The sequence below is a fragment of the Bacillus sp. FSL W8-0223 genome, assembly GCF_038006805.1.
GTDB lineage: Bacteria > Bacillota > Bacilli > Bacillales > DSM-4216 > Bacillus_O > Bacillus_O smithii.
The window spans coordinates 2,546,035-2,560,558 of sequence record NZ_JBBOVX010000001.1; the positions used below are offsets into that span (position 1 = coordinate 2,546,035).

The 14,524-nt window shown below is 41.4% G+C and carries 17 protein-coding genes; all 17 read right to left on the reverse strand.

What is annotated here, in order from left to right; translation table 11 throughout:
• Window positions 1-248: 248 nt before the first annotated feature.
• Window positions 249-491 carry a YrhC family protein gene (locus NST81_RS12385; protein ID WP_048623727.1) on the reverse strand — a complete coding sequence of 81 codons (243 nt, stop codon included), beginning with the start codon at window positions 489-491 and terminating at the stop codon, window positions 249-251.
• A 269-nt stretch (window positions 492-760) separates the two neighbouring features.
• Window positions 761-1,456: a 5'-methylthioadenosine/S-adenosylhomocysteine nucleosidase gene (gene mtnN / locus NST81_RS12390; protein WP_048623728.1), complete on the reverse strand. Its 696-nt coding sequence runs from the start codon at window positions 1,454-1,456 to the stop codon at window positions 761-763.
• Between the two features lie 26 nt (window positions 1,457-1,482).
• Window positions 1,483-2,112 (reverse strand): YrrS family protein, encoded by a 630-nt coding sequence (locus NST81_RS12395; RefSeq protein WP_003355446.1) that lies wholly within the window; start codon window positions 2,110-2,112, stop codon window positions 1,483-1,485.
• Window positions 2,113-2,511: 399 nt separating this feature from the next.
• On the reverse strand, window positions 2,512-2,988 hold the full coding sequence (greA, locus tag NST81_RS12400) for a transcription elongation factor GreA (protein ID WP_003355448.1): 477 nt from the start codon (window positions 2,986-2,988) through the stop codon (window positions 2,512-2,514).
• 101 nt (window positions 2,989-3,089) lie between these two features.
• Window positions 3,090-3,725 (reverse strand): uridine kinase, encoded by a 636-nt coding sequence (gene udk / locus NST81_RS12405; protein WP_003355449.1) that lies wholly within the window; start codon window positions 3,723-3,725, stop codon window positions 3,090-3,092.
• Window positions 3,726-3,729: 4 nt separating this feature from the next.
• A complete protein-coding gene (locus tag NST81_RS12410; protein ID WP_003355450.1) occupies window positions 3,730-5,007 on the reverse strand; it encodes a peptidase U32 family protein in 1,278 nt (425 codons plus the stop codon).
• A 99-nt stretch (window positions 5,008-5,106) separates the two neighbouring features.
• The gene (locus tag NST81_RS12415; RefSeq protein WP_003355451.1) at window positions 5,107-6,039 is read right to left on the reverse strand and encodes a peptidase U32 family protein; all 933 of its coding nucleotides are present in this window, start codon (window positions 6,037-6,039) and stop codon (window positions 5,107-5,109) included.
• Window positions 6,029-6,682 carry an O-methyltransferase gene (locus tag NST81_RS12420; RefSeq protein WP_270583164.1) on the reverse strand — a complete coding sequence of 218 codons (654 nt, stop codon included), beginning with the start codon at window positions 6,680-6,682 and terminating at the stop codon, window positions 6,029-6,031. Before NST81_RS12420 ends, NST81_RS12415 begins: the two co-directional genes overlap by 11 nt.
• Before the next feature lie 206 nt (window positions 6,683-6,888).
• Entirely contained in the window at window positions 6,889-7,998 is a 1,110-nt protein-coding gene (gene mltG / locus NST81_RS12425; protein ID WP_270583163.1) for an endolytic transglycosylase MltG, read from the reverse strand.
• A 122-nt stretch (window positions 7,999-8,120) separates the two neighbouring features.
• The gene (locus NST81_RS12430; protein WP_003355456.1) at window positions 8,121-8,429 is read right to left on the reverse strand and encodes a DUF1292 domain-containing protein; all 309 of its coding nucleotides are present in this window, start codon (window positions 8,427-8,429) and stop codon (window positions 8,121-8,123) included.
• A 49-nt stretch (window positions 8,430-8,478) separates the two neighbouring features.
• Entirely contained in the window at window positions 8,479-8,895 is a 417-nt protein-coding gene (gene ruvX, locus NST81_RS12435) for a Holliday junction resolvase RuvX (RefSeq protein ID WP_003355457.1), read from the reverse strand.
• Between the two features lie 4 nt (window positions 8,896-8,899).
• Window positions 8,900-9,163 carry an IreB family regulatory phosphoprotein gene (locus NST81_RS12440; protein ID WP_003355459.1) on the reverse strand — a complete coding sequence of 88 codons (264 nt, stop codon included), beginning with the start codon at window positions 9,161-9,163 and terminating at the stop codon, window positions 8,900-8,902.
• Window positions 9,164-9,225: 62 nt separating this feature from the next.
• Window positions 9,226-11,868, reverse strand: a complete 2,643-nt coding sequence (gene alaS / locus NST81_RS12445) for an alanine--tRNA ligase (RefSeq protein WP_003355460.1) — start codon at window positions 11,866-11,868, stop codon at window positions 9,226-9,228.
• A gap of 510 nt (window positions 11,869-12,378) precedes the next feature.
• A complete protein-coding gene (locus NST81_RS12450; RefSeq protein WP_341030005.1) occupies window positions 12,379-13,449 on the reverse strand; it encodes an AI-2E family transporter in 1,071 nt (356 codons plus the stop codon).
• A gap of 219 nt (window positions 13,450-13,668) precedes the next feature.
• Window positions 13,669-13,800: a YrzQ family protein gene (locus NST81_RS12455; RefSeq protein ID WP_003355462.1), complete on the reverse strand. Its 132-nt coding sequence runs from the start codon at window positions 13,798-13,800 to the stop codon at window positions 13,669-13,671.
• Window positions 13,801-13,815: 15 nt separating this feature from the next.
• A complete protein-coding gene (locus NST81_RS12460) occupies window positions 13,816-14,004 on the reverse strand; it encodes a hypothetical protein (protein WP_003355463.1) in 189 nt (62 codons plus the stop codon).
• Entirely contained in the window at window positions 13,976-14,488 is a 513-nt protein-coding gene (locus NST81_RS12465; protein WP_003355464.1) for a PRC-barrel domain-containing protein, read from the reverse strand. The genes NST81_RS12460 and NST81_RS12465 overlap by 29 nt, the downstream gene beginning before the upstream one ends.
• Window positions 14,489-14,524: the final 36 nt, after the last annotated feature.

Genomic DNA, 14,524 nt, shown 5'->3' on the forward strand with positions numbered 1-14,524 from the left:
ACACCTTAAAGGTATCTCGGCTCTTCCTTTTTAAGCACTATTCGGCTCCAACCTCGAGCGCAATCACGATACCGATAGTCGTCGCAAGAAGCAATCCAAGAATCATTAATGCCATCGAACCACCCCTTCTTACATCTTACACTAAGAGTGCCACAAATATCATATCATTTTTTGTAAAAAGATGGATGGTATTACATATATTGAAAACAGCGAAAATACCTGCACAATATCCGTTCTCTTCAATTTCTTCAGTCATCTTCTTCGTACTCAGTCAATTGAACATGATATTTTTGAGCTTTATAGAAAAAAAGAGCAGACCCTATGATCAAAACCACTGTGCCTGCCATCAGCATATTGGTTTGGATCTCTGTTTTCCCTTCAACCGGCAAAACCACACCTAAATAAAGAAAAACACTTAGCGCCGTCAAAGTACATCCAAACCTTTTGAAATCTACTATTTTCTCTTTTATTTTTTTGCATTGATTTTCCACTCGACCTATACCCCCATACTAAAGTTTGAACGTACAACCGTTAATCTTGATTGTCCCCAGTTGTCTTCACTTCCATAAAAAACATGAACCAAAAACAGCTTTAAGGCACATTCGAGAAATAGCGGCGCAGCCGGATTCGTGTCTTTGAAGGCCGTTCTAAAAGATGGGTTCAAACCCTTTCTTCTACTTTAGCATAGAGGAGTTAATCATGAATTAGTAACTTAAATACAGGTCTGGAAAATCATCTTAAATATAATGATAGTAGCAATCTATTTTAAAGATTCTACCATTTTAACCACTAGTTCAGCGGAATTTCGAGCCGCTTTTTCTAAATACTGATCAAAACTGATATTCGACTCCTTGCCGGCAATATCGGAAAGAGAACGAATGATGACAAAAGGTGTACCAAATTGATAGCATACTTGTGCAATAGCTGCGGCTTCCATTTCAACTGCCTGCAAATCATTCCATTTATGACGGATCGATTCGACGCGATCCGGATCGCTCATAAAAGAATCTCCCGTCGTGATCAGCCCTTTGACAACTTGAACCCCAGTCAATGTTTCTGCAGATCGGGCTGCAGTTTCAATTAAACGTTTATCCGCCAAATACGCGGCAGGCATCTGCGGCACCTGTCCATATTCATATCCAAATACGGTGGCATCAACATCATGATGGCGTACTTCTGTTGAGATCACGATATCTCCTACTTGCAATTCAGGGTTCAATCCCCCTGCCGAACCGGTATTAATCACCACATCCGGCTGATAGTGATAAAGCAACACAGCTGTTGACATAGCGGCGTTCACTTTTCCGATGCCCGATTTAAGCAAGACGACATCTGCCCCTTTTAGCTTGCCGGATGTATATTCGCTGTTCGCTATTTTGTCAGTACTGCTAGATTCGATTTGATTGCGTAAAATCGCCACTTCTTCTTCCATGGCGCCAATGATTGCGATTTTCACCCTTTTTCCTCCTATTCCAACTTGGGTTAGCCTTTATCGTTATGCATCAATTTTTCCACCTGAACAGGCTTCCATCCTTTCCCATCTACCCATTCTATATATACCCGATACGCATCATCTTTACGGCCTTTCGGAGAAACCGTTCCAATGGCCTTATCAGGTCCTTGGCCGCTTATAAACCATACAGTCATGCTGTCTTCGGGAATGCCGGTAGCATAAGAAAGCGCCTTCACCTTTTCTTTCCAGTCGACGGAATTCGTATCAAAAGAAGACACATGTTCTCCGCTTTGCTGAGTGGCGACCGGCTCCCAGTTGGGATCCTTGATCGTCTCCTCGACATTGGGACCGCCGCCTTGTTCAACAATCACTTTTTCTTTTTTCTCTTCCTTTTTCTTCTCTTTTTTCTCCTTCTTCGTATGCTTTTCCTGTTTAGATTCCTGCTTGTCCTTATTATTCACGCTAGCTGTTTCATGCTGGGAAGTTTTCGGCTCATCGCTTGTTTTTTTCGATGTTTCATCATCATTTCCGCCGGAAAAAATAGAAAAAGCTACTAGAATAATTAAAATAATAACCACAACAATCGCCGTATTTAAAATGCGATTCGTTTTCTTTCGTTTCAATCGCTTCTCTGAACGAGACGGATATTGATCATTCATGGAAAAACCTTCTCCTCTCTTAGGGGATTATTCATCATTCTATCATGTTTGCTGATAAAGTGAAACTTCCTCTAGGGCCAACTACCCCTTCCCATTCTTGATCTCCATTGGTACACACTGACGGATGTGCAAGAAACCATCCCTTGCAACATGATGAAATGTACCATATATCCCGTCCGTTGAAAAGTGACTTTCTATTCGTTTTTAACCAAATTCGAAGTCGCTCTTGTACATTATTCTACTATGATGATCCAATTTTTAAAAAAGATTATGTAAATAGCCGAGATCTTCCATATTGTTTTATGAGCCGAAACGCAAAAAGCAACAAAACAAGGGAGAATTCAACTTGAGCTTCATGCATAAAAGGCTGAACGCTTTCGCATTCAGCCCTCCTTTTTCTTATTTTACTGCGACAATTCTTACAGACATTTCCCCGCCCGGTGTTTGCACGGTCACTTCATCGCCTACTTTGCAGCCCAATAAGCTTTTCGCTATAGGTGAATCATTGGAAATTCTGCCTTCAAAAGGATCAGCTTCTGCACTTCCTACAATGGTATAGCTTTCTTCTTCTCCTTCTGGAAGTTCCACAAAGGTAACCGTTTTTCCAAGCGTTACTGTATCCGGATTGTATTCATCATCTTCAATAATTTTCGCATTGCGGATCATCGTTTCAATCGTGTTAATCCGTCCTTCAACAAATGCTTGCTCTTCCTTTGCAGAATCATACTCTGAGTTTTCGGAAAGGTCACCAAAACTGCGGGCAATTTTAATTCTTTCAACTACCTCTTTCCGTTTCACCGTTTTTAAGTATTCAAGTTCTTGTTCCAGTTTTAATTTCCCTTCCCGTGTCATTGGATATTCTTTCTCCGTAGACATGTCCCTTCACTCCTTTTTAAGCTGTCCATCTCTAATTGAAAAAACAACTAGCAATGTTTCGCTTTTCTATTCATATCTATTGTATTTTTTTAAACATGTTATTACAAAATTGATTTTTGTTCAAGAATCGTTTGAATTTTAGTAACCATTAAATCGATGGCTACATGGTTCTGACCGCCCTCCGGAATAATAATATCCGCATACCGTTTCGTTGGTTCGATAAATTGATTATGCATTGGACGAACCACTTGAATATATTGTTCGACCACGGATTCTAAAGTTCGACCGCGCTCTTTTATGTCTCGTGTCAAGCGTCTTATGAAGCGCAAGTCTGGATCGGTATCCACAAAGAGCTTAATATCCATTAAATTGCGAAGCCTTTCATCTTCCAGTACTAATATGCCTTCTAATATAATGACATTTTTCGGTTCTACACGGATCGTTTCGTTAGATCGAGTATGAATGGTATAATCGTAAACCGGTTTCTCGATCGGTTCATAATTAAGCAATTTTTTTAAGTGCTCAATCAATAGGTCATTGTCAAAAGCCAAAGGGTGGTCGTAATTCGTTTTTAATCGTTCCTCAAAAGGCACATCGCTTTGGTCTTTATAATAGGAATCTTGCTCCAATACCAAAATGGAGTGTCCTTTAAAATTATTATATATTGCTTTTGTAACGCTCGTTTTTCCGGAGCCGGAACCGCCGGAAACCCCGATGATCACTGGCTTTTTATCCATCTAGCTATTTTGTCTCCTTTCGCATCATGTTGTATGGATAAAGCGGGCGATCCACCTTAAATCGTACAATCTGCAAAGGATGGCGCGCAGCGTCGATTTCGTTTCCTTCCTCATCCCAAATCGTTCCAATGGTTTGGGTGAAATTTTCGATTTCAGGGCCGAAAAATTCCACTTCGTCTCCCGGACGGAAATGGTTGCGTTGCTGCAATGTCACCATTTGGGTATCCGGATTGTAAGCCAATACCAGCCCCGCGAAATCGAAAGCTGTTTTTTTGCTGTGTGTGCCAAATAATTGTTCTTCATAACCCGGTACTCCCCCTTCAAAAAAGGCAGGAGCCGTTTCACGATTGGCACATTTTTCAAGTTCATCCAGCCATTCTTGTTTCATCGTAAAATGATCCGGGTCCGCGCAGTAAGAATCAATCACTTGCCGATATACACTGACAACAGTCGCAATATAATGAATGGACTTCATTCGGCCTTCTATTTTCAAACTATCAATCCCGAGTTCAATCATTTTCGGAATCGATTCGACTAATTTCAAATCTTTGGCACTCATCGCAAACGGAGCATCTTTTTCAGTAAATAAAGGCTTTTCCTTGTCTCCGTTTAATTGATAGAGGTCGTAATCCCAACGGCAGGACTGGCAGCATCCTCCACGGTTGGAATCGCGTGCTGTCATATAATTACTTAAAACGCATCTTCCTGAATAAGCGATGCACATAGCGCCATGGATGAACGCTTCAATTTCAATATCGACTTTTTGTTTAATTTCTTTAATTTCCTCCGCGCTTGTTTCACGCGCAAGCACAACACGCTCGAGTCCTTGCTCCTTCCAAAATTGGGCAGCTTTCCAATTCGTTAAAGACTGCTGCGTGCTCAAATGTCGTTCCAGTTTAGGAGCAACGCGTCCAGCCGCGTCAATGATTAACGGATCAGCGACGATAATTCCAGCTACCCCTGCATCTTCCAAAGCTTTTAAATACTCTTCTAGTCCGTCCATATTTTCGTTATGAGCATAAATATTGGTTGTGACATAAATTTTAGCGCCGTATTTCTTCGCAAATTCCACCCCTTCTTTTATTTCTTCAAGGGTAAAGTTATCGGCATTGGAGCGCAATCCATATTCCTGCCCTCCGAGAAAGACAGCATCGGCGCCGTAATGGACAGCAATTTTCAACTTTTCCAAATTGCCGGCAGGCGCCAGCAACTCTGGTTTTTTGACGATCACTCGTTTTCCGTCAACAATTTGTGAAATGTTATCTTTCAATATCGTAGACATTCCGATGCCTCCTTTTAAAATATAGACAAAGACTTAAACATCCGCTCCACTCAATCTCCATTGGGCTGTATTCAACTTGGCATTCCCTACAATCCCTAATTAATAAACCGTTTCCTTAAAGAAAAAGCCCGTATCCAATGGACGATGCTTCGGCTGGATGGCCACTATTTGTTCATATAACTGATCTTTCACTTCTTCATAGGCATCCGGATCTTCTGCACATAAATCGATTGCTTTGCGATACAGTTTTGTCACCTCGATGATATAGTCCGGTTCTTTTAGTACGCCGTCGATTTTGAAGCTATCGATTCCTGCTTCTACCATTTCGGTGAGTTCATCGATCATGCAAACATCGTTTGGACTCATAATATGAGTACCGTTTTCATCTTCAAAAATCGGGTATTTATTGTCCCGTTCTTTATCATAAAGGTACATATTTTTGTCTTGGTTTTTATTCTTTATTTCCAACATTTTTCCTTGATACTCAAAGTAATTCTCAAGCAAAGCACGCTTCGATTGGAACATGCAAGTCATACCATGTATTTGAACTTCGATCTCCACTTCGGCATGTTCTTTTGTTTCAATGACGGCATCCATGCTTAATTCACGGGCCAAAACGGCACGCTTTGATCCAAGGCGCCCCCAGTAATTGCAAGTATACCAATTGGTTCCCGTAGTCTCCGTACTCCAATGCAATTTCATATTTGGTGCTATTTCCCGGATTGTCATCAACACCGCAGGATCGCCAAAAACGATCGCATCGCATTTTACGTCCTTTAAAAACAGAATATAATCTTTTAATTCTTCGACTTTTTCATTATGAAAGATGGCATTCATTGCCACATATACTTTTTTCCCTCGCGAATGTGCAAGTTCAACTGCTTTTTTCACGTCATCGCGAGAAAATTCGCCGGCCAGTCTGAGCCCATATCGCTGCTCCCCTATCATAAATGCATCTGCTCCAGCATCGCACAAAGGCAAAATATCTTGAACACTGGTAGGAGTAACGAGTAACTCTGGTTTATTTGCCATCTTTTTCACCTCGATAAATACTGATTGCCAGCCCGTCGCCAACAGGAATGATCATCGTCGAAAAGGACGAATGATTCACCAACCATTGATTATATTGACGGATTTTGGATGCTAATTGGCGAATTCGCTTCTTTGCTATATCCGTTTCAGCTACATGTCCTTTAAAGAGCACATTATCAGTATACACAACACCGTTTTCCGCTAAATACGGTGTGTACATTTCAAAGAACTTTTGATACTGACCTTTTGCCGCATCGATAAAAATGGCATCATAAGGCCCCATCTCGCCTGCTTCCGCTGCCACTTCCAATGCATCGCCCAAAATCACGGAAATGCGGTTCTCTAAACCTGCCCGACGAATAAATTGAATCGCTTGATTGTAGCGGCTTTCATCACGTTCAATCGTGACAATTTCAGACCCGCTGATGGCTTGTGCGATTCGAATCGCTGAATATCCAATCGCCGTGCCGATTTCGAGAATTTTTTTAGGCTTTTGGATTCTCATAAATTGCAGCATCGTTTCGATGCCGGCCGATTCCATAATAGGAACATGTTCTTCTTTCGCCAATTGTTCCATCTCCTGAATGAAAAGCGTTTTTTCAGGAAGGAGCGACTGCCAGTATTGTGCTATCTTTTCTTCCATCTTTCTTCCCCATTCCTGCTAAATGAATTGAAAAGAAGCGAAAATCGATTGACAAGAAAAAGCAGAAAGCCCGAAAGCTTTCCACTCGTCTTTCATTTCGTCTTCTAAAAAGCCTTTTCCCCCGACCGTTGATGCCGAGGAGTACAATTGGCGGAAGTTTAACTTTGTCTAGTTTACCATACTTTTATCATAAATGCTAATAGCTCTTATTTCTTTTCAGCATCGTAGTAATTGGTAATAAATTTTTGTTTTAATCGATTGTGTTCTTCCAACGTTTTAGCATAATAAACATCCCCGCTAGGCGCCGCAAGAAAATACAGGTAATCCGTTTGTTCCGGATTTAAAGCTGCTTCTAAAGAAGATATTCCGGAATTTGAGATGGGACCAGGGGGCAATCCTTTATATTTATACGTATTGTATGGCGAATTCACTTTTAAGTCTTTATATACGACACGACTTTTATGCTTGTTAAGTGCATAAAGCACAGTCGGATCTGTTTGCAGCGGCATTTTTTTGGCCAGCCGGTTATAGAAAACGCTGGAGATTTTACGTCTATCCGCTTTCTTTGTCGCTTCTTCTTCAATAAGAGAAGCCATTGTAAGCAATTGATGAGGGGTCAAATGTTTGACCTTCATGGCTTTTTGATATTGAGATAGGACGCGATCTGTTTTGGCGATCATATCTTCAATGATCGTATCCAGCGGAGTTTTCGGATCATAATAAGCGTAAACAGCCGGGTACAGATACCCTTCTAATGGATATTTTACTTTTGGATTCAAAATTTCCTTTGTCAGCAAATCCGGATATTTTTTGATCAATTGCTGAATAAAAGCACGGTCGTTTAAACGATTCCAGACGGTATTGTAATCATAAGGCGAATGTTTGCTAATCGTTTTGGCAATCTCGCGCAATTGACGTCCCTCTGGTATCGTGAATACGATTTTGGCAAATTCATAAGAATTTCCCTTCTGCAAATCACGTATGATATCATCAAGAGACATGGAGGGCGCAAAATAATAGGTTCCAGCTTGGAATCCTGTTTTTCCCTTCCATTGTATGTAATATTTAAAGGCTTGTTGATTGCGGATAATACCTTTTTTTTCTAGGATTTCTCCGATTTTTGCGGCGCTTGACCCTTGGGGGATGGTCACTTTGACCGGTGTGCGATTTCCCTTATCTACTGGCTGCAGCGACTGGTAGATATAGAAAAAGACCACTGCTGCCAAGGCAACAATGACAGCAAATAGTGATAAAAAAAAGTTTCTTTTTCTTTTTTTTCTTCTATAGTCAGTTAAATCCCAATGAAACTTCGACATTCTCTTTCCCCTTCCGACATAAAACGGGATCAATCGATCATTTTTTCCATCCATCATTATACTACAGAACGTGGAAAAGGGCCGTTCTAAATTTTAGAACGGCCTGAAAAATTCTCCAATGATTATTTTTCGTGTTCGTGTTCATGATTATGTTCGTGCTCTTCTTCTTGATCGAGAAACGTATTCAGCATTTCTTCAATAAGATCCCATTCTTCTTCGGTTTCTACCGGTTCGAGATCACCGGAATTTCCTTCGCTGGGATGAAAAGAAGCGGCAAAAATTTCAATTTCTTCATCATCGGTTGTTTCCGCCGGATAATAGAGCACATAAGATTTGTCAAATTGCTCGGAATCAAATGTAAAAAGCACTTCACATAAAATCTCATTTCCTTCTTCATCTACTACAGTAATATGTTGATCTCCGTGTTCCATCTTTTCACCTCATTATTTATTGAACGGCAGCCGCATTGTTTTCTAACAGCTATTTCAAACTATCCAAATAACCTTGTAGAATCATGACAGCAGCCATTTTATCAATGACTTTTTTTCTTTTTTTGCGGCTCACATCCGCCTCTAACAGAACTCTTTCGGCAGCCATCGTACTCAGCCTTTCATCCCAGAGCACAACGGGAAGAGAAAACTCTTTTTCTAGTTTTTTCGCATACGCTTGAGAAGCTTCTCCTCTCGGGCCGATCGTGTTATTCATGTTTTTGGGCAACCCGACCACAATCTTATCGACTTGATAATCTTCGATTAGTTCTTTTAAACGGTCGAAACCTAGATCGCCTTTCTCTTCATCCACCTTGATGGTTTCAATCCCTTGGGCTGTCCAGCCTAATTCGTCGCTTATCGCAACGCCGACTGTTTTGGAGCCCACGTCTAACCCCATAGTTCTCATATGATTATTCCTCTCGCTGCTTCAAATACGTCTTCACCAATTCTTCAATAATTTCGTCCCGTTCCAATTTTCGAATCAAGTTCCTGGCATCTTTATGCCGGGGAATATAAGCTGGGTCTCCTGAAAGCAAATAGCCAACAATTTGATTAATGGGATTGTATCCCTTTTCTTGAAGAGCGTCATAAACTTGGAAAAGAATTTCTTTCACGTCATGATCAAAAGGCTCATCTGAAAAATGGAATTTCATTGTCTGATCAAAAGAGCTCATTCCCTCGCACCTCGTTTCGGCTTCACGCCTTCAGTCCATTTACCCATATTGTACACTATCTTTTATTCAATGGAAACGGATTTCACCCACTCTTCGACAAAAGCGAGCGCTTCTTCCGTTTTTTCCGGATGTTTCCCGCCGGCCTGAGCCATATCCGGGCGGCCTCCTCCGCCCCCGCCGCAAACAGCGGCCACTTCTTTTACAAGTTTTCCTGCATGGAATCCTTTCGCCACAAGGTCTTTCGTCACGCCAGCGATAAAATTCACTTTTTCTTTTTGAACGGAACCTAAAACGATGATTCCTGACGGCAATTTTTGCTTTAATTCATCTGCCATGCTTCGCAATTGATTCATATCCGACGCATCGACTTTCGCCGACAGCACATTGATTCCATCAACTTGTTTCACTTGATTGATAAGACTGCCCGCTTCTATATTGGACAATTTTGCAGCAAGTGATTCATTTTCACGCTGCAATTCTTTCATTTCTGCTTGAATACTGTCAATTTTCGTCAAAATGTCTTTTGGATGCGTCTTTAATTTTTCAGACGCTTCTTTTAATAACGCTACTTGGCTGTTTAACAGCTGGTATGCTCCTTCACCTGTGACAGCTTCAATCCGGCGGGTTCCAGCACCGATCCCCGTCTCGGAAACAATTTTAAACAACCCGATAACTGACGTGTTCGGCACATGGCAGCCACCGCACAGCTCCAAGCTGTAATCTCCGATGGAGACAACGCGGACAATATCTCCGTACTTTTCGCCGAATAAAGCCATCGCACCTTGTGCTTTTGCTTCCTCCAGTCCTTTATATTCAATTCCGACCGGAAGGCTTTTCCAAATTTTTTCGTTCACAATCGCTTCAACTTTTTCCAATTCTTCTGGACTCACTTGACCGAAATGGGAGAAGTCAAAACGCAGCCGTTCAGGTTCTACCAGCGAACCTGCTTGGTTAACGTGATTTCCAAGTACATCTTTCAACGCCTGATGCAAAAGGTGAGTAGCTGTATGGTTTCGAGTCACGTTTGCACGGGCCGTTTTATCAACTTGAGCGTGAACCAATTGCCCTTGTTCGAGAATCCCTTCATCAATGACGGCGTTATGAAGGTGCTGTCCATTTGGCGCTTTTTGTACATCTTGAATGGTGACCTTCACATGATCAGCTACAAGTACTCCTTTATCTGCGATTTGACCGCCGCTTTCTGCATAAAAAGGAGTCCGATTGAGGATGAATTGGACGGTGTCGCCTGCACTGGCTTTTGAAACTATTTCTCCGTTTTTCAAAATCACTTCTACCACTGCGTCTGTTTCCAGCTGATCATATCCGATAAATTCGCTTTTCGTTGTAATGGATTGCAGAAGAACGTTCTGAGTTTGCATGGAATCGACGTCTTGACGTGCTGAACGGGCTCGTTCCCGCTGACGTTCCATTTCTTTTTCAAATCCTTCATAGTCGATTTTCAAGCCTTCTTCTTCTGCATACTCTTCCGTTAACTCCACCGGGAATCCGTACGTATCATATAGGCGGAAGGCATCTTCGCCGCTAATCGTTTTGTGATTTTGTACTTTTGCCTTACGGATCACCGATTCGAGAATAGAAAGACCTTCATGCAGTGTTTCATGGAATCGTTCTTCTTCATTTTTCACGACTTTTTGAATAAAGGCAGCTTTATCGTTTACTTCCGGATAGTAATCAATCATAATGTTTCCCACAACTGGGACAAGTTCATACATGAAAGGACGATTTATATGGATCTTTTTCGCATAGCGAACAGCTCTGCGCAGCAATCGTCTAAGAACATAGCCTCTTCCTTCGTTGGAAGGCAATGCACCATCTCCAATGGCAAAAGTGACCGTACGAATGTGATCGGCAATCACTTTAAATGCTACATCTTTTTCCGGATCTTTTCCGTAAGTTTCTCCTGAAATTTTTTCAGTAGCTCTTATAATAGGCAAAAACAAATCGGTATCGAAGTTCGTTTCCGCTTCTTGAACAACGGAAGCCATTCGCTCAAGACCCATACCGGTATCAATATTTTTCTTTGGAAGCGGTGTATAAGTGCCATCCGGATTATGATTGAATTGGGAAAATACTAAATTCCATATTTCCAGGTAGCGGTCGTTTTCACCGCCAGGATACAGTTCAGGATCATTAGGGTCGTCTCCATATTGCGGACCGCGGTCATAAAAAATTTCCGAGTTGGGACCGCTTGGCCCTTCGCCTATATCCCAGAAGTTGCCCTCTAAACGAATAATCCTCTCCTCTGGAATCCCAATTTTCTTGTTCCAAATTTCATAGGCTTCCTGATCTTCGGGATGGATGGTAACAGAAAGCTTTTCTTTCTCGAAACCCATCCATTTTGGATCGGTCAAAAATTCCCATGCCCATGCAATGGCTTCTTCTTTGAAATAATCTCCAATAGAAAAGTTTCCAAGCATTTCGAAAAACGTATGGTGGCGAGCCGTTTTCCCTACATTTTCAATGTCATTTGTGCGAATAGATTTTTGAGCATTTGTAATTCGCGGATTTTCCGGTACCACCCTGCCATCGAAATATTTTTTTAAAGTGGCCACACCGCTGTTGATCCACAACAAAGATGGATCATTATTTGGAATGAGTGATGCGCTCGGTTCAATTTGATGGCCTTTTTCTTTAAAAAAGTCCAAAAACATTTGGCGTATTTGGGCGCCAGTTAATTTTTTCATGATATAACCTCCTACATAAACAATTCTGTATGTACAATGAAAAACTAGAGTTATGGATAAAATCGTTTTGCAAGCAAAACGGATGAAAAGAGTCCGGCTAACTGACCAATTGTAGCGCTCTAAAATAAAAAAAGCCCTCCTTCCCGGACAGGGACGAAGGGCTCTTCGCGGTACCACCCTGATTATGGATCCATCGATTCACACAATCCATCTCTTTGGCGCCTTAACGCGGCGTACTACGGCAGTTTTTGCCTGCACTCCGGATTAGCCTTCTGTTATCCTTCATCTGGAATTTCTTTCAGCCCGGGGAAATTCCTCTCTTCCGTGTAATCATCATTACACTCAGATGGTCTATAACATACTCGATCCTTCTTTGTTTTATACCCATTTGAAATTGTTTTTAAAGGAAATGGCCTTATCGATCAATCTTGGTAATTCGTTAATTTGTTCATACAATTGGATTCACTTGTCTATGTCGCATTATAGAAAGTTATTCAATATTTGTCAATGTTATTTATGGGGTTTCCATAAATGCGTTTTTGCATGCACCATTGCCACTTTTACAACGGCCAGAAACGGCACGGCTAAAATTAATCCGGCAATTCCTCCGACTTCTCCGCCGATGATAAGGGCAGCCATGATAAATAAAGGGTGCATGTTTAAGCTTTTGCCGACAATAAACGGGGACAATACATTTCCTTCTAAAAACTGCAGAACCAAAATGATGATGATCACGTAGACGGCCATTTTATTTGAAATGGCCACCGCAATGATAACGGCCGGCACCGCACCGATAATAGGCCCAAAATAAGGAATGATGTCGGTAACAGCTATAATGATTCCAAGCAATACAGGATATTTCATATGAATCATCCAAAAAAGGAAAGCAGCAACCGTTCCGAGCAGCACACAGACTAGAATCTGTCCTCTTATATACCCTCCAAGCGATTCATCCAAATCTTTCAGAAAATAAAGCCCTTTTCTCCGCCACTTTTTCGGCGTTAAATACCAAATCACCTTTTTAACATCATGAAAATCTTTTAACAAATAAAAAGAAACAAATGGAACAACGGCAAACAGCAAAAGAAAATTCAGCATTTTCGTCAACCAACCGATAAACAAAGCCAAAAGATTGGTAAGCCAAGTTTCAAAAGCATGAATTCTCGCTTGAATCTGATCTTGAAGGCCATCCGGCCAAGTGGAAGTTTTTCTTTCGAGATGAAACATCCAATGTTGATATTGAGATACTAACACGGGAGCGTTCTCAGACAACTCGTTCAGCTGCTCGATAATGACAGGAATACCTTTGTAAATGGAATAACCCACTCCCCCGAAAAAGAGGAGATAAATCAGGAAAATAGACAGTCCGCGAGGCAGGCCCGCTTGGTAAAGTTTCTCCACCCACGGATGAAGCAAATAGGTAATAAAAGCCCCTAAGAAAAATGGAAAAAGCCCGGTGAAGATGACTTTTAAAAAAGGCAGCCATACCGGTTTTAAGAGAACAAGCAAATAAAGTGTCACAAAGACCAATAATAAAAAACCCAATTGGTACATCCATTTTATGTATCTTTTAGGATCCATCATCTCATCCCCAACATAGCAAACCATCTACTATTAGGTTGCGAGTGGGATGCTGACTTTATTCGAAGAATCTTTTTCCTAAATCATCCAGCCTGCTGTACTTTTCAACCAAGATTGGTTGGTTTTAAATCGTGACTTGAAGTTTTGAGGGGCTTCAGACTGAATGTTCAAGGAAGATGGAAAGAGAAAGAGATGCAGCGGACTGCATCTCTTTTCTCGCTAAAATAATTTTCTCACCTGTTTTCTGAGTTTCCGTATTTGCCGTTGATTAAGCATGGAGGAACGGCCGGCCCAAGCAGAAGCAGCCACACCGGCTCCAAATCCCAGCAATGAAATCATGGCTTTGTTCATGAAACAAACACTCCTTCAGCTTAGTCGTCGTTGTTTCTCATCGAACAAATCGTCCAAAGAGGTTAAAGAACCATCTTCCTCCACTTGATGAGTGTAAATCATTTGATTGGATACGGTTAACTCAATAAAACAATTCCAGCAATAGTATTGGTTGATCCCTATTTTGCCGATATCTTTACTCTGGCAATTTGGACAAATAAGCATGAAAGCCACCTCGCACACGTTCTGGCGTGACGATAACGGCATCTTTTCCGATCGCAGGGGGTGTATTCGTGCGGATTATTTTGCTGCCTTCCAATAGATCCGAAAAGAAACCATCCGTCAACTCATACCCTACGATCATGCCCAAATTTTCCAGAAAATATACATCTTTCAACCGGCCAAGGATTTCTCCATTTTTATCAAAAAAAGGCGTTCCTTCGATCGATTGTTTATGAAAAAACGTAAAAATTTTATCTGAACAAAATGGAATCAACCGTTCCTTTTTCGTCATGATGCAGTCGACCCCAAAGCATTCTACCGAATCAATCGGCAGCTGCTTTTTCACAGAAAAAAGGGAGACCGTCTTAACTAACAGCGACTTTACCTCGCCTTTTTCCGATATACAAAGATCGCAAACCTCCCCAAGGCGGCTGCCTGTACAGACATCGAAAACAGGCAGCCTGTTTAAGGAAGAAAATGTTCGCAAAAAGTGTCCCACCTTTCCCGAACTATTTATTATTGT